The following is a 15,589-nucleotide window of genomic DNA, read 5'->3' on the forward strand; positions in this document are numbered from 1 at the left end:
ACGCGTGCGTCAATCCCTTTATGACGATCCCGTGGCGCTATCGATCGTGCAGCGACGTGCGTAATGCAGCGGCGACCGCGAGGGGTGCGCGCATCCACGCGAAATGGTCGCTGCGCACGCCGAGCGCTGCGTCGTCGAGCAGGCGCAGCGTCGCGGGCGCACGCGGCATCTTGGCGCAAAGCGCGTCTAGCGCTGTGGCGGGGCCGAAGCGGTCGCGTGCGAACACCACACCGTCGACCGGGCAGGTGACGCTGGCGAATGCCTGCTCCAGATCCCACGGTGCGCCCGCAGCGCGGTAGCGATTGCTGCGGCCAACGCGCGCCCAGTCGGCGATCAGGCTGCGTGCTTCGGTCCCCGCAAAGCCGAGCCGCCGCCCGTGCAGCACGCCTTGCACACGTGCCAGCCATGGCAGGAACCGGTACGCCAATGGCAGCCCATAACGCAGCGGTGGCGGAAAGTTGCGCCAGTACGGCGAGCCGCTGGCGACCAGCCACAGGCGCGCCGCACTGCACGGATGCAACGCGGCATGGCAGCAGGCCAGTTGCCCACCCAGGCTGTGGCCGCCCAGCAGCCGCGGCAGCGGCGGTGACTGCGCAGCGACAATGGCCTGGCTGGAAGGCAGATCATGTTCAAGCAGGGTGCGAAACCCCCAATCATGGCGACGCGATGCACGCAGGGTGCTGCTGCCATTGCCACGCCATTCGTGCACGAAGACCGCAATGCCGCGCTCGGCCGATGCCTGCGCGAAGGGCGCGTAATGCCGGGCCGCCACGCCCAGTGCGGGTAACCACAACAGGCTGGCGATCGGCTGCGCAGGCGCGTAGTGCAGCAGCTGCCAGCCGTGCCCATCCGCTGCGGCGGCCGTGTGTGCGGCGTTGATCAATCCCATGCGTGTGGCGCGGCACCAAAGTGATCCAGCACCACCACATCGCTCTGGCCCGGACGCTGGCCGTTGGCAATTGCACGGGCCACATAATCGATCGCGGCCTCGCAGGCGTTGAGCAACGACAGGCCCTGACACAACTGCGCGGCAATGGCGGCAGAGAGGGTGCAGCCGGTGCCGTGTGCGTCCAGCTCCAGGCGCGGATGCATGAAGATTTCCTGCGCAACGCCGTCGTCGAACCGATCGATCACGCGCGTGCCTTCGCGCAAATGCCCGCCCTTGAGTAGCACGGCGTTGGCGCCCAGCTCCAGTAAGGCGGCGGTTGCACGGTCGGCGGCATCGGGGGTGTCGATACGGCGGCTGGTGAGCAACTCGGCCTCGGGCGTGTTGGGCGTGATCAAGCTCGCCAGCGGCAACAGGCGAGTGCGCAGTGCGTCCAATGCGGCGTCTTCGAGCAAACGCGCACCGCTGGTGGCCACCATCACCGGGTCGAGCACCACGAATGGCGGGCGGTACTGTTCGAGCAGGTCGGCCACGCAGTGGATGACCTCGGCGTTGGCCAGCATGCCGAGCTTGACCGCCTGGATCTGGAAATCGGCAAAGCAGGCATCGACCTGGGCGCGCAGGAATGCCAGCGGCGGCACATGCACGGCGGTGACACCACGGGTATGTTGCGCGGTCAGCGCGGTAATGGCGGACAAGCCGTGCACGCGATGCGCGGCGAAGGTCTTCAGATCGGCCTGGATGCCGGCACCACCGCCGGAATCCGAACCGGCGATGGTCAATGCGGACAGCGTGCTGGGCGTGGTCATGCGGCGATTCTGCACTGCCGCGGCGCGACTGTGCAGACTCCGTTCAACGTCTTACGTCGTGATCGATCAGGCGCCGCCGTTGATGGCGATTTCCGAGAACGCGCCAGTTTGTGGGTCGTACAACGCGCCCCAGAAGGCAGCCCCGCCATCACAGGCGCGCACTGCGGTCGTGGCCGGTTTCAGCGAGGGGCTATCGGGCAGTTTGAACGCGTTGATGTAGATCAGCTCACGCCCATCGACGACCACGCCCACGTATTGCCGGTCGAAGTCGCGCGGCTCGGCGATGGTGGGGGTGAGTGCGTCCTGGCGTGATTCGAGTAGTTCGATCTGCTGATGCGTCGGCGCCCAGTAGCCGGTGATCCTGCCCGGTTGGCGTGCCGGGCTGTCGCGCGAGCAGGTGTCCAGCACCTGATCGGCGATGGTCTGCCGCGTGATCACCCACGACTGGCCGCTTTTCAGGTTGGTCGGCACGCTGGCCGGCTGCGTGGTTGCGCAGCCAGCCAGGGTGAGCAACGTCAGCGCCGCAGCGCTGCGCAGCGTGGGCATCACAGCACCTCCGAAGCGAAGTCGGCCAGCCGCGAACGCTCGCCGCGCCGCAGCGTGATGTGCGCGCTATGCGGCCAGGCCTTGAAGCGATCCACCGCGTAGGTGAGGCCCGAGGTGGTTTCGGTGAGGTAGGGCGTGTCGATCTGTTCGACATTGCCCAGGCACACGATCTTGGTGCCGGGGCCGGCACGGGTGATCAGCGTCTTCATCTGCTTGGGCGTGAGGTTCTGCGCTTCATCCAGGATCAGATAACGCGACAGGAAGGTGCGCCCGCGCATGAAGTTCATCGAGCGGATCTTGATGCGGCTGGCGAGCAGGTCATTGGTGGCTGCGCGGCCCCATGAGCCGCCGTCCTGGTTGTGGGTGAGCACTTCCAGGTTGTCGGTGAGTGCACCCATCCACGGGGTCATCTTTTCTTCTTCGGTGCCGGGCAGAAAGCCGATGTCTTCGCCCACGCTCACCGTCGCGCGGGTCATGATGATCTCGCGGTAACGCTGCTGGTCCATCGTCTGCGCCAGGCCCGCGGCCAGTGCGAGCAGCGTCTTGCCGGTGCCGGCGGTGCCGAGCAGGGTGACGAAATCGATCTCCGGGTCCATCAGCGCATTGAGTGCAAAGTTCTGCTCGCGGTTGCGCGCGGCAATGCCCCAGACCGCATGCTGGGTATGGCGGAAATCATCCACCAGGCACAGCGTCGCCTTGCCGCCGCCGACCTTGGCCACGCGCAGTTCCACTTCGTCTTCGCCGGGCAGATACAGATACTGATTGGGATACCAGTCTTCGTCGTCGGCCAGCACGATCTCGTAATGGGTGCGTCCGCGCTCGTTCCAGCTGCGCAGGTCTTCGTTGTGTTTTTGCCAGAAGTCTTCCGGCAACTCGATCGCGCCGGTGAACAGCAGGCTGAAATCGTCCAGCGCGCGATCGTTCTGGTAGTCCTCGGCAACCAGGCCGCTGATGTAGGCCTTGATGCGCAGGTTGATGTCCTTGGAGACCAGGATCACCGGTACATCGGGGTTTTCTTCGCGCAGCGCCAGCACCGAGGCGAGGATCTTGTTGTCCGGCAGCATCGCGCCGAAGGTGCGGCCCGGCTCGATCGGGTGGATCTGGAAATACAGCCGCCCGATCGCGGCCTGGCCCTTGAGCTGGATGCCTTGCGGGTGGCTCAGCAGGATGCCGGCCTGGATCTGCTCGGCGTTGGTGTTTTCCAGCAATTCGTCCAGGAAGCGGCTGACCTGGCGCGCGTTGCGGCTGACTTCGGATGTGCCCTTCTTGGCGTTGTCGAGTTCTTCGATCACCTGCATCGGCAGGAAGACATCGTGTTCTTCGAATTTGAACAGCGCGGTGGGATCGTGCATCAGCACGTTGGTGTCCAGCACGTAGATGCGCTTGCCTCGGGTCATTGGGTCTTCCAAGTGATGGAGCAGGGGCGAGCCATCACGCCTGCGCAGGCAGGGTGATGGAGGACGCGGGAAACGAGGGGACTCACTGTTTGGCGTGCGCCTTCAACGCGGCCAGCACCGCATCGGCATGGCCGGCGACCTTGACCTTGCGCCAGGCCTGCACGACCTGCCCCTCGGGCGACAGCAGGAAGGTGCTGCGCTCGATGCCGAGCACCTGCTTGCCGTACATGTTCTTTTCCTTGATCACGTCGAAGGCGCGGCACAGTGCTTCATCGCCATCGCTGACCAGCGGAAATGCAAACCCCTGCTTGGCGCAGAAGTTGTCGTGCGACTTCACCGAATCGCGCGAGACGCCCAGGATCTTGGCGCCGGCCTTGTCGAATTCCGGCAGCAGCACGTTGAAGTCCAGGCCTTCGGTGGTGCAGCCGGGTGTGCTGTCCTTGGGGTAGAAGTAGATCACCAGCCAGTGGCCGGCATGGGCACGCAAGGTGGTCTGGGTGCCGCCGGACAGCGACAGCGGCAGATCGAAGGTTGCAGCGGGCAGTTCCAGTACAGCGTCGGTCATCGTTGCTCAGCCTGAAGGGGAGAGGCGGTCGGTGCCGATCAGGCCGGCCCGACGTCCATCCCATCATAAGCAGCCACATGGAAACGTTTGGCGAGTGCGTCGAACGCGGCATTGCGCTGATTCAGCGTTTCCAGGGTGTGGTGTTCCAGTTTGTCCACATGCAGGAAGTACGACTCTTCGTCGTCACCATCGTCCTCGTCGCGTTCGCCGAGAAAGATATCGATGACGCGGTAGCCGTCCTTGGTCAGTTGCTCGGCTAGTTGCTGCAGCGGTTGCTGCGCCGGATCGGCAAAGAAGTATTCCCAGCGCAACGGGCCGTCCAGGTTCCACTCGGTTTCCGAGCGGATGTGGTCGAACATCTGTTTCAGCGCAGACATCGCGATGGCCATGCGAACTCCTGTCTTAAAACTTCATCGGGTCCATGATCGCGTCGAGATTGAGGTGATCACAGAATTCCAGGAAATCATCGCGCAAGGCAGCGATGTGCATGTTGGCCGGCACGCCGATGGTGACCTGCGCAGAGAACATCTCCGCACCGGTCTGCATCGCGCGGTAGCGGGTGCTCTGCAGGTTCTCGATGGTGATGCCCTGGCGGTCGAAGAAATCGGCCAGCTGGAACAGGATGCCGGGCTTGTCGGCGGCGATCACCTCGACGATGTACGGCAGCAGATTGGATTGCGCCTGCTTGGGGCCGGTGCGGTACCACACCAGCTTCAGGCCTTCTTCGCGTTCGAGCCGCGTCAGCATGGCTTCGAGCTTGGCAACCGAGTCCCAGGAGCCGGTGGCCAGCGCGGTGACCGAGACATCGCGCCCCACGGTGGCCAGGCGGGCGTCCACGAGATTGCAGCCGCTGTCGGCGATGCGGCGGGTGACGGGCAACAGGGGGGACTCCGGATGCGTCGTGTAGGCGTTGATCAGGAGGTGATTTTCGGTCGGCGAAGGCCGGGGAGTCGAGTCAGTCAAAGGGGCTTCCGGCATTGCATCAGGCTGAATGGCCGCCCGGGCAGGCGCCCTGGCGGTGACCAGCATACTTGCCCGTGCTTTCGCGCCGCAAGTAACATGCAGGCGGCCACAACCCGCGTGCGCGCGGGCCTTTCCTGTCACGTAAGAGCAGCAGAATCTTGTCCCTTTCCGGCATCATCACCGCGCTGGCGACCCCTTTCGGGCCGGACGGCACACTCGACCTGGATGCCTGGCGACGGCTGCTGGAGCAGCAGCTGCACGGCGGTGTCCAGGGAATCGTGGTTGCCGGCTCGACCGGCGAAGCGGCGGCACTGAGCGACGACGAGTACGACACGCTAGTGCGTGCGGCCGTGGCACAGGTGGCCGGTCGTGTGCCGGTACTGGCTGGCACCGGGCTCTCCGGTACCGCAAAAACCATCGCGCAGACCCGCCGTGCCGCCACGCTGGGCGCGCAGTACGCGCTGGTGGTGACGCCGCCTTACGTGCGGCCCACCCAGGCCGGCCTGCTGGCGCACTTCCAGGCGGTTGCCGACAACGGCGGCCTGCCGGTGGTGCTGTACAACGTGCCGGGCCGTACCGGCTGCGACCTGCTGCCGGAAACGGTCGCCGCGCTGGTGAGCCACCCGAACATCGTCGGCATCAAGGAAGCGCGCAGCGAACCGGAGCGGGTTGCCGCGCTGGTGGCCATGCGCAGCGACAGATTCGTGGTGCTCAGCGGTGACGACGGCAGCGCCGCCCAGTCAATGCTGGCCGGCGCCGACGGCCTGGTGTCGGTGGCGTCCAACGCGCTGCCGTCGGCCTACCGCCGGCTCTGCGATCTGGCCCGCACTGGTCAGCACGAGGCCGCCAACGCCTGGGACACGCGTCTGAGCGAGTACCACAGCTTCTGCGGCATCGAATCCAATCCCATCCCCGTCAAGGCGCTGCTGCAGCGCGCCGGGATCGGCCACGGCCTGCGCTTGCCGTTGCTGCCACTTTCTGCGGCCCATCAGCCGGCCGCCGACCGCCTTGCCGCCAACGCAGTTGCGTTGGAAGCGCTTTCCAGCCGCGAAATGCTCGCGGCCTGACCCAGGAGATCTATCGATGCGTCATTCCGTTTCCCCCGTCCGCGTGCTCTCGCTCGCGTTGCTGGCGACCGCCACCGTCGCCGCCACGAGCGGCTGCAGCTGGTTCCACAAGGGCGCGCGCGGCGACTATGCGCTGGCCCCGGAGGCACGTCCGCTGGAAGTGCCGCCGGATCTGAACCTGCCCGACACCTCCGGTGCCATGAAGGTGCCGACGCTGGCGTCCACCACCCAGCAGAACGCCAACACGCCGCCATCGGCCAGCGCCAACAGCGGCTTCACCGTGCCGGGCGAGCGCGATGCGGTGTTTGCCAAGGTGGGCGACGCGCTGGCCGATATCCCGGGCCTGACCATCGCCAGCAAGGCGCAGATGCTGGGCTCCTACGACGTCACCTACGAGGGCGCCAGCTTCCTGGTGCGCGTGGTCAAGGTCGAAGCCGGCAGCTACGTCTCGGCGGTTGATCCGCGCGGCATGCCTGCCACTGCGGCGGCGCCGGTGGCGTTGATCGCCTCGCTGAAGGGCAAGCTGGGCGGCTGAGGCCGGTTGGCAGTGCAGACAGCAAAACGGGCGCCCAGGGCGCCCGTTTTGTATTTGCGGCCGGCGGCGCTACGGATCAGCGCTGCAGCAGCGGCAATTTGTCCGGCTTGCCGTCCCACTCGGCGGCGTCGGGCAACGGCTCCTGGCGCACGGTCAGCACCGGCCAGGCCTTGGCCAGCTCGGCGTTGAGGGCAACAAAGGCTTCCTGTCCCGCCGGCACGTCGTCCTCGGGATAGATCGCGTTGGCCGGGCATTCGGGCTCGCACAGGGTGCAATCGATGCACTCATCCGGGTCGATGACCAGAAAGTTCGGGCCTGCGTGGAAACAATCCACCGGACAGACCTCGACGCAGTCGGTGTATTTGCACTTGATGCAGTTTTCGGTGACAACAAAAGGCATGGCAACTTCCGGCGTTAAGCCGCGCAATTCTAAAGCAGTCGCGTGGTGGGTGTGCGGGTGAGGCGTGATCTTGCAGTGATTCGGCGGTGCGAGGACGGTTGGCGGTGCTGCCGCCTCGCGCTTGGCCGGCGCTCGTGGCGCGGGCATTAGGGCGAACGCGCGCTGGTGGCCCGCGGCCCGCGCCTTCTCGGCTCACCGCGAGAAGGCGTTGCTCAGGTCAGGCAAGGCCGCGCTGTTGGGCGAGCGCGAACAGGCCGGCGGCGGCGAGGTCTTCCGGGTGCAACTGGGAGGTCACGCCCAGGTGCTGCAACGCCAGGGCGTAGCGCTGGGCCAGGGCTGGGCTGCCGACCAGATGCACTGCGCGGTGGTCGCCGCGGTGGTCGCGCAGTTCGTGGCCGATCAGCAGGCCCGAGAGGTAGGACGGCAGTGCCTGCGCGGGCAGGCGCTCGAACAGCCCCAGGGTGCGGGCACCGAACAGGTGATGGCTCAGCCCACCGGGCTCGGCGCTGCGTGTCACGCCCTGCAGGAAGGCGCCCTCATCCAGGCTGCCGCCGTCGTCGTGCATCAGCTTGCCCAGGATGCTGTGCTGGCGGAGCAGGGCATACAGCTCGCCAGTCATGACGGTGGCAAAGCCGGTGAGCTGGCCGTGCGCCAGGCGGGCCCATTTGCTGTGGGTGCCAGGCAGGCAGGCGATGTGCTCACCGTCGCCAAGCGCGGCGAGCAGGCCCACCAATTGGGTTTCTTCGCCGCGCATCACATCCGGAGTGCCGTCGTGTTCGCCGACGCTGACGCCGGGGACGAACCACAGCGTGCGGCCGGGGAGCAGGTCGTCGTAGCGCTGCATTGCCTGGGCCAGCGCCGCGGTGTCGGCCGGGCAGGGCAGGTAGGCCTGTTCGACCCAGCCATTGCGGCTGCCGATCATGCCCGACAGCAGTACCGGGCCGTCCCAGCCGGTGATCAGCGCTTCCAGCACCGCGTTGAAGCGGCCCTGGCAGGCCAGGATGCCGTCGGCGCCGCGGTGGTGGTCGCGCACCTGGCCATCGGGCCCGAGCAGATAACCGCGCAGGCTGCTGGTGCCCCAATCAATCGCGATCATGCGCTGGTCACCCGGCTTTCGGGCAGGCCGCCCACCGGCAGGTCGCAGAGGTACAGGCCGCCGGCCTGCGGGGTCTGTGCCAGCTCGGCATCGCTATGGTCCAGGCGCGAGCTGATCACGTGCAGACGGTCCAGTTCAGCACCGCCGAAAGCGCTGCAGGTGGGGTGCTTGACCGGCATCTGCACGATGCGCTCCACGCTGCCGTCCGGGCGATACCGCACCACGCGCCAGGCGCGCCATTGCGCGTTCCACAGGTGGCCGGCGTTGTCGATGATGGAGCCATCCGGCTCGGCGTCGTCGCGATCAAGGGTGGTGAACACGCGCGTGTTGCTGGTTTGTGCAGTGTCCGGGTCGTAATCGCAGCGCAGGATCTGCGGGCGCACCGAATCGCAGTAGTACAGCGTGCGGCCATCCGGGCTGAAGCAGATCGAGTTGGGAATGGACACGCCCGGCAACGGCAGACGACGCAGCCCGTGGCGCAGCGAGAACTGGTACATCGCCCCGCGCCCGGCCTTGTCTTCGTGCTCGTCCATGGTGCCGAACACGAAGTTGCCATGGCGATCGGCGCGGCCGTCATTGCTGCGCGTGAGCGGGTTGTCGGCTTCGACATCGGCCAGATGGTCGAGCGGCAGCGTGTCGCCGTCGGCGTTGTCCGGGTCGGCGATGCAGATGGCCTTGGCCAGCGCGATCAGCACGCGGCCATCGTCCATCAGGCCGATGCAGCCCGGGCGGTCGGGCAGTGTCCAGAAGCGCGTCTGCGCGCTGCCCGGATGATGCCGCCACAGGCGTTTTTCGCTGATGTCCACCCAATACAGCGCTTCACGCTGTTCGCACCACAGCACGCCTTCGCCATGCGTGCAGCGGCTGTCGACGGCCAGGATGGCGGTGTGGTCGGCGGTGCTCACCATTCGGCGATGCTGCCGTCGGCGTGACGCCACACCGGGTTGCGCCAGTCCGGCGGATTTTCATTTGCGCGCTTGAGCATGTCTTCGTTGATCTCCACACCGAGCCCGGGCTTGGGCAGTGCGGCAATGCTGCCATCCACACAGTGAAAATCTTCTTTGTTGATGACGTAATCGAGCAGGTCGGCGCCTTCGTTGTAGTGGATGCCGATGCTCTGTTCCTGCAGCACGGCATTGTGCGAAACGAAGTCCACGTGCAGGCAGGCAGCCAGCGCGATCGGGCCGAGCGGGCAGTGTGGTGCGAAGCCCACATCGTAGGCTTCGGCCATGGCGGCGATCTTGACGCACTCGGTGATGCCACCGGCATGCGACAGGTCCGGCTGCACCATGCCGATGCCGCCGGCGCACAGCACGTTCTTGAACTCGAAGCGCGAGAACATGCGCTCGCCGGCAGCCAGCGGAATGCAGGTGCTCGCGGCCAGGCGCGGGTAGTACTCGGCCTGTTCGGCCAGCACCGGTTCTTCGACGAACAGCGGCTTGAACGGTTCGAGCTCGCGCAGCAGCGCCTTGGCCATCGGCGCACCGACGCGGCCGTGGAAGTCGATGCCGAAATCGATGCTATTGCCGAAGGTCTCGCGGATTTCGGCCACCTTGACCACTGCCGCATCGACCGCACGCGCGCTGTCGATCAGCTTCATTTCCTCGGTGCCGTTGAACTTGAAGGTGTCAAAGCCCAGCGCACGGTAATCGTTGATCTGCGCGATGATTGCGCCCGGGCGGTCGCCGCCGACCCAGCGGTAGGTCTTCATGCGATCACGCACCAGCCCGCCCAGCAGCTCGTACACCGGCACGCCGAGCGCCTTGCCCTTGATGTCCCACAGCGCCTGGTCGATGCCGGCGATGGCGCTCATCAGGATGGCGCCGCCGCGGTAAAAGCCGGCGCGGTACATGGTCTGCCACAGGTCATTGATGCGGGCCGGATCCTTGCCGACCACGTAGCCGGCCAGCTCGTGCACGGCCGCTTCCACGCTGCGCGCACGGCCTTCGATGACCGGCTCGCCCCAGCCGGTGATGCCCTCGTCGGTTTCGACCTTGAGGAACAACCAGCGCGGTGCGGCGTGGTAGGTGGTGAGGCGGGTGATCTTCATCCTTGCAGTTCCTGGTAAGCCTGCACAAAGGCGCGTGCATGCGTCTGGGTTGTTTCGAGGGATTGGCCGGGTTTGTACAGTTCGCCGCCGATGCCGGCGCCGGCGGCGCCCTGCGCCATGAAGCCGGCCAGGGTCTGCGGGCTCACCCCGCCGACCACGTAAACCGGCACGTGGGTCGGCAGCACAGAGCGCAAGGCGCGCACATGCGCCGCGCCATAGGTGGCCGCAGGGAACAGCTTGAGGATCTGCGCGCCGGCGTCGATGGCATCGAAGGCTTCGCTGGCGGTGGCAAAGCCGGCCACCACGGTCAGCCCGCGCGACACCGCATGGCGGATCAGCGAAGGCTTGGTATTGGGGGTGACGATGAAACGCGCGCCGATCTCGGCCAGCGTGTCGACGTCTTCGTTGCGCAGCACGGTGCCGGCGCCGATCCAGGCGCGCGCGCCGTAGCGCTGCTGCGCCAGGGCAATGCTCTCGGCCCAGCGCGGCGAGTTGAGCGGGATCTCGATCGCGTCGAATCCGGCGTCGATCAAGGCACCGACATGCGCCAGCGTGTCTTCCGGGGTGATGCCACGCAGGATGGCGACCAGCGGCAGGGCGAACGGGTTGAACACGGGGGTGGTGGATGCAGTCATCGGGTTACTCGCACTAGAGCGGAATACAGCCATCGACGGCCAGGCGGCCCTCGATGTCGGGGGAAGGGGGGGCGGCTGCGCGATCGGGCAGGGCAGGCGGTGCGCGTTGCAGACCCGGGCACGGAGGCGGCGGCACGGCGCACGCTACGGCTGCCCGGCGCGGCAATTGCCGCAAGCACGGGCGCAGGCCGGCTGCCTGCGGTTGGCCGGCAAGATGGCGTCATCGTCTTCCTCCTCGGCGGTCATGGCATCCGCGTGTTGCCGCCATCTGGCGGGCAACCACGACTGTTCTGGCCGCGCCCGGGAGGTAGGGGCTCCTGCTGCGGCGCTCGATAGCCTCGCGCGGGGAGATATGTGCTGCAAATGAAATTTTCGGCATATTCTATTCCTCCGACGAATACACGTCCGCGACGGCACTCCATGGCAAATTCCGGTACTCCCTGGTTCAACGCAGCCCGGCTCAAGACCCGCCAGCTGTTGTTGTTGTTGCATCTGCACGAACAGCGCTCGGTCCTGCGTGCGGCCGAGGCCGCCAGCATGACCCAGCCGGCCGCCTCCAAACTGCTGGCGGAAATGGAAGACATGCTCGGGGTGAAGCTGTTCGAGCGCCACGCGCGCGGCGTGGAGCCCACCTGGTACGGGCACGTGCTGATCCGCCGCGCCCGCGCGGCAATGTCGGAGATCGGCCGGGCGCAGGAAGAGATCGCCGCGTTGCGCGCCGGCCGCATGGGCCAGGCCTCGATCGGCACGGTGGTCAATCCGGGCACCAACCTGGTGCCACAGGCGATCGCCGAGGTGAAACGCGAGTTCCCCGACATCCTGGTGCGGGTGGAGATGGACTACAGCCGGCCGCTGGTGGCCAAGCTGCTGGATGGGCAGCTGGACATCGTGATCGGCCGCATCCTGGGGCCGGAAGGGGTGGGCGAGCTGGAATTCGAGCCGTTGGCCGACGAGCCGCATTCGGTGATCGCCCGCGCCGGCCACCCGCTGGCCAGCCGCGCCAACCTGCAGCACGCCGATCTGGTCCGCCACGGCTGGATCCTGCCGCCGGCCGACAGCGTGCTGCGCGCGCGACTGGATTCGATGTTCATGGAGCACGGCGTGCAGACCCCGACCAATGCGATCGAGACCTCGTCGCTGCCGGTCACCTCCACGTTGCTGCGCGGCAGCGACATGCTGACCGCGTTGCCGGTGGAGTCGGTGGCACCGCTGATCCAGGCCAAGTTGCTCACCGTGCTGCCGATCGAATTGGGCGTGCGGATGGAGTCGTTCGGCATCATCCGTCGGCGCGATTACATTCTGCCGCCCGGCGCCGAGCGCATTTTGCAGGCCCTGCGCAGCACCGCGCGTCGCTTGTATCCGGGCCTGCGCAGCCCGGAATCGCCTGTCTAAGCAGGCTCTTCCATTTCCATTCCTTTTCAGCATACCAGCCCGTGAATTTTTCATTGGCTGGCGCTAGACCGGACGCCTATACCTGTGTGTCAGATCGCACGCTGAAGCGCACGCTGAAGCGCACGTGAAGTCGGGCAAGTGATCGGCGGCCAAGCCGCCATGTAGTGGAAGCGGAACCGGGCCCTAGTGCCCAGGTCCCATCGATCACGCGACCCCATTGGTCGCGACAACCAGTCTTCAGTCGTCTTGCGTCCTGGGAGGGATTCGGATGTACACATTTTCCAGCCATGCTTCGGCAGGCACGGGCGCGCGTGCGCGTCGTCTGGTTCGCCTGCGTCACTCGGCCATGGCCATCAGCATCGGCGTGCTGCTCGCGGCACCGGCCTATGCTCAGCAGGCGCCACTCACCAACGCCGGCGGTAGCGCGGTGGACCTGGACACAGTGGAAGTGCGCGGTGTGCGCGCCAGCCTGATCAAGTCCCAGGTGATCAAGCGCGATGCCAGCCAGATCGTGGATTCGGTCAGCGCCGAAGATATCGGCGCCTTGCCCGACCGCAGCGTCACCGAAACCCTGCAGCGCGTCAGCGGCGTGACCATCGACCGCTTCATGGCACGCAGCGATCCCGACCACTTTTCGGCGGAAGGCAGCGGCGTGATGATTCGCGGCCTGACCCAGGTGCGCGGTGAACTCAACGGGCGCGACGTGTTCAGCGCCGCCAGCGGCCGCGGGCTGAGCTTTGAAGACGTGCCGGCCGAGTTGATGGCCGGCGTGGACGTGTACAAGAATCCTTCGGCCGAGATCATCGAAGGCGGGCTGGGCGGCACGGTCAATCTGCGCACGCGCATGCCGTTCGATAATCCGGGCCGCATCGTGGGCGGCAATGTCGATTACAACTACGGCGACATGAGCAAGAAGTACAAGCCGTCGGCCTCGTTCCTGTTCAGCGACCGCTGGAACACCGGCATCGGCGAAATGGGCTTCATGATCGACATCGCCCATTCGGAGCTGGCCACGCGCTCGGACGGCATCCAGGTCGAGCCCTATGTGCGCCGCACCGACGACGCGGTGCTGGCCGGTAGTGGCCGCAGCGAGGTCTATGTGCCGGGCGGGGTGAACTGGCGCCAGCTGGATTTCGAGCGCACCCGCGACGGCATTGCCGCGGCCTTCCAGTGGAAGCCCAGCGATGCCACCGAGATCTATGCCCAGTTCCTGCGCTCACGGTATGAGATGAACTGGCAGGAGCGCGCGGCGTTCTTCAACGACAGCAACAACAGCATCACCCCGGCACCGGGAACGACCTTCGACTACGACGAGCGCGGCGCCTTCCTGCGCGGCGCGCCGGTGTCCAGCTCGTGGCGTGGCGCGCTCACCGGCGACGGCGTGCGTTTCAATACCAATAATCGCTATTCCGAGCAGAGCACCACCACCACCGATCTGTCGGTGGGCTTCAGCCACTTCTTCAACGACAACCTGCAGATCAAGGGCGACATGCAGCTGGTGCAGTCGGAGAACGAACAGTTGGATTTCACCGTGTTCAGTGCGACCTACCTGCCGGGGCTGACCTACGATGTCTCCGGCAGGTACCCCAGCGTGCAGATCGCCAACCCGGCGTTCACCCAGGACCCGTCCAATTACTTCTGGGCGGCGGCGATGGACCACCTGGGCAAGAACCGCGGGCGTCAGCTGTCCACGCGCGTGGATCTGGAATACACCTTCGATGACAGCAGCTGGTTGCGCTTTGCGCGCTTCGGCATGCGTGCCACCGACCGTAACCAGATCAACAAGAACTCCGGCTACAACTGGGGCGTGATCTCCGATAACTGGGCCGCCATTCCGGGCACCAGCAACGGTCTGGCGAACATGTCCGACTTCATGACCGACCAGTCCTCGCTGTTCACCTTCTCCAACTTCTTCCGTGGCGCAGTGAATGTGCCGACCCGCTTGATCGTGCCCAACAGCAGCCTGGTCGGCAACTACGGCTCCGCTTCGCAGATGATTCAGCAGATCGTGGCGTTGCGCGGCTCTGGCTGGGCGCCGGACACCTATCAACCGCAGGACACCAATCGCCAGTTCGAGCGCACCCAGGCCGCGTATGCCGCGCTGTATTTCGGCAATGACGAGGCCTGGGGCATTCCGGTGGACGGCAATGTCGGCGTGCGTGTGGTGCAGACCAAGACCCAGGCCGAAGGCTTCGGCCAGTTCCAGGATCTGGCCGGCCTCAACGTCTCGCCCGAACTGCAGGCGCGTTACACCGGGCAGTACTTCGAGAACAACGCCCAGGGCAGCTACACCAACGTGTTGCCGAGCCTGAACCTGCGCCTGCGCTTCAGCGATACCTTGCAGTGGCGCTTTGCCGCTTCCAAGGCAATGGCGCGCCCGGATTACACCCAGTTGCAGCCATACGTGTTGCTCAATGTGGAGACCAACGACGCCGGCCAGGCGACTGATTTTGTTGGCACTGCCGGCAACCCGAACCTCAAGCCGATGGTGGCCAACCAGTTCGATACCGCGCTGGAGTGGTACTTCGATACCAGCGACATGCTGTACGCCACGCTGTTCTACAAGAAGGTCAAGGATTACTTCTCCACCCAGACCCGCAGCGAGATCTACGACAACCGCGCCTGGCTGGTCACCCGCCCCTACAACATGGACGAGGGAACCATTCGCGGCGCCGAGCTGGGCTACACCCAGTTCTTCGACCAGTTGCCGGGCTGGCTGAGCGGGTTCGGCGTCAATGCCAACTTCACCTTCGTCGACAGCCAGGGCGGCACCAATACTGCGATCGACCCGTTCACCAACGTCACCGTCGGTGGCGTCGAACTGCCGCTGGAAGGCTTGTCGCGGCGTAGCTATAACCTGGCGGGCATTTATGAGAAGGGGCCGCTGTCGCTGCGCCTGGCCTACAACTGGCGCTCGCGCTACCTGCTGACCACCAGCGATGCGGCCACCCGGTTGCCGACCTGGGCCGATGACTACGGCCAGCTCGATGGCTCGTTCTTCTACCGCTTCAACGACCATCTGCAGCTGGGGCTGCAGGCCAACAACCTGACCAACACCGTGACCAAGGTGCTGATGGGGCCGACCTCGTACGAGGGCGGCGAAGTGGATCCGCGGCTGTACACGCGCTCCTCGTTCGTCAACGACCGCCGCTACTCGCTGGTGCTGCGCATGAATTGGTAGTGCGCCGCGTCACGCGGCAAGTGTGCGCGGGCTTGCAGCTGCAGGCCCGCGCGCCCGCTGCCACGGC

Annotated in this window: 16 protein-coding genes; 4 read left to right on the forward strand and 12 right to left on the reverse strand. The window is 66.0% G+C overall.

What is annotated here, in order from left to right; genetic code table 11:
* Nucleotides 1-37 precede the first annotated feature (37 nt).
* From ACD584_RS07970 to ACD584_RS08000, 7 genes are all read right to left on the reverse strand, one after another.
* Nucleotides 38-889, reverse strand: a complete 852-nt coding sequence (locus tag ACD584_RS07970; RefSeq protein ID WP_076035902.1) for a serine aminopeptidase domain-containing protein — start codon at nucleotides 887-889, stop codon at nucleotides 38-40.
* Nucleotides 880-1,695: a bifunctional hydroxymethylpyrimidine kinase/phosphomethylpyrimidine kinase gene (thiD, locus tag ACD584_RS07975; protein WP_162277157.1), complete on the reverse strand. Its 816-nt coding sequence runs from the start codon at nucleotides 1,693-1,695 to the stop codon at nucleotides 880-882. The genes ACD584_RS07970 and thiD overlap by 10 nt, the downstream gene beginning before the upstream one ends.
* A gap of 66 nt (nucleotides 1,696-1,761) precedes the next feature.
* A complete protein-coding gene (locus ACD584_RS07980; protein ID WP_014507502.1) occupies nucleotides 1,762-2,241 on the reverse strand; it encodes a hypothetical protein in 480 nt (159 codons plus the stop codon).
* The gene (locus ACD584_RS07985; protein WP_011036911.1) at nucleotides 2,241-3,638 is read right to left on the reverse strand and encodes a PhoH family protein; all 1,398 of its coding nucleotides are present in this window, start codon (nucleotides 3,636-3,638) and stop codon (nucleotides 2,241-2,243) included. Before ACD584_RS07985 ends, ACD584_RS07980 begins: the two co-directional genes overlap by 1 nt.
* Nucleotides 3,639-3,720: 82 nt before the next feature.
* The gene (locus tag ACD584_RS07990) at nucleotides 3,721-4,203 is read right to left on the reverse strand and encodes a peroxiredoxin (RefSeq protein ID WP_076035900.1); all 483 of its coding nucleotides are present in this window, start codon (nucleotides 4,201-4,203) and stop codon (nucleotides 3,721-3,723) included.
* Nucleotides 4,204-4,241: 38 nt separating this feature from the next.
* Entirely contained in the window at nucleotides 4,242-4,592 is a 351-nt protein-coding gene (locus ACD584_RS07995; protein ID WP_162277156.1) for a ribonuclease E inhibitor RraB, read from the reverse strand.
* A gap of 13 nt (nucleotides 4,593-4,605) precedes the next feature.
* The gene (locus tag ACD584_RS08000) at nucleotides 4,606-5,232 is read right to left on the reverse strand and encodes a glycine cleavage system protein R (protein WP_011036914.1); all 627 of its coding nucleotides are present in this window, start codon (nucleotides 5,230-5,232) and stop codon (nucleotides 4,606-4,608) included.
* Between the two features lie 92 nt (nucleotides 5,233-5,324).
* On the opposite strand from ACD584_RS08000, the gene dapA reads away from it, so the two are divergent.
* On the forward strand, nucleotides 5,325-6,233 hold the full coding sequence (gene dapA / locus ACD584_RS08005) for a 4-hydroxy-tetrahydrodipicolinate synthase (protein WP_076035899.1): 909 nt from the start codon (nucleotides 5,325-5,327) through the stop codon (nucleotides 6,231-6,233).
* A gap of 16 nt (nucleotides 6,234-6,249) precedes the next feature.
* Entirely contained in the window at nucleotides 6,250-6,768 is a 519-nt protein-coding gene (locus tag ACD584_RS08010; protein WP_012438549.1) for a hypothetical protein, read from the forward strand.
* Between the two features lie 76 nt (nucleotides 6,769-6,844).
* Here ACD584_RS08010 and fdxA read toward each other — a convergent pair whose 3' ends face one another.
* From fdxA to ACD584_RS08035, 5 genes are all read right to left on the reverse strand, one after another.
* Nucleotides 6,845-7,168: a ferredoxin FdxA gene (gene fdxA / locus ACD584_RS08015; RefSeq protein ID WP_011036917.1), complete on the reverse strand. Its 324-nt coding sequence runs from the start codon at nucleotides 7,166-7,168 to the stop codon at nucleotides 6,845-6,847.
* A gap of 217 nt (nucleotides 7,169-7,385) precedes the next feature.
* Nucleotides 7,386-8,264 carry a 2-dehydro-3-deoxygalactonokinase gene (locus tag ACD584_RS08020; protein ID WP_076035898.1) on the reverse strand — a complete coding sequence of 293 codons (879 nt, stop codon included), beginning with the start codon at nucleotides 8,262-8,264 and terminating at the stop codon, nucleotides 7,386-7,388.
* Entirely contained in the window at nucleotides 8,261-9,172 is a 912-nt protein-coding gene (locus tag ACD584_RS08025; RefSeq protein WP_076035897.1) for an SMP-30/gluconolactonase/LRE family protein, read from the reverse strand. Before ACD584_RS08025 ends, ACD584_RS08020 begins: the two co-directional genes overlap by 4 nt.
* Entirely contained in the window at nucleotides 9,166-10,314 is a 1,149-nt protein-coding gene (dgoD, locus tag ACD584_RS08030; protein WP_011036920.1) for a galactonate dehydratase, read from the reverse strand. The genes ACD584_RS08025 and dgoD overlap by 7 nt, the downstream gene beginning before the upstream one ends.
* Nucleotides 10,311-10,949: a 2-dehydro-3-deoxy-6-phosphogalactonate aldolase gene (locus ACD584_RS08035; RefSeq protein ID WP_070693282.1), complete on the reverse strand. Its 639-nt coding sequence runs from the start codon at nucleotides 10,947-10,949 to the stop codon at nucleotides 10,311-10,313. The genes dgoD and ACD584_RS08035 overlap by 4 nt, the downstream gene beginning before the upstream one ends.
* 420 nt (nucleotides 10,950-11,369) lie before the next feature.
* Here ACD584_RS08035 and ACD584_RS08040 point away from each other — a divergent pair, with 420 nt between their 5' ends.
* Together ACD584_RS08040 and ACD584_RS08045 are read left to right on the forward strand one after the other, a co-directional pair.
* Nucleotides 11,370-12,341, forward strand: a complete 972-nt coding sequence (locus ACD584_RS08040; RefSeq protein WP_011036922.1) for a LysR family transcriptional regulator — start codon at nucleotides 11,370-11,372, stop codon at nucleotides 12,339-12,341.
* A gap of 268 nt (nucleotides 12,342-12,609) precedes the next feature.
* Complete coding sequence (locus tag ACD584_RS08045; protein WP_076035896.1) at nucleotides 12,610-15,522, forward strand: TonB-dependent receptor; 2,913 nt, start codon at nucleotides 12,610-12,612, stop codon at nucleotides 15,520-15,522.
* The last annotated feature ends 67 nt before the right edge of the window (nucleotides 15,523-15,589 follow it).

The organism is Xanthomonas sp. NCPPB 2922 (genome assembly GCF_041520885.1).
GTDB classification, from domain to species: domain Bacteria; phylum Pseudomonadota; class Gammaproteobacteria; order Xanthomonadales; family Xanthomonadaceae; genus Xanthomonas; species Xanthomonas campestris.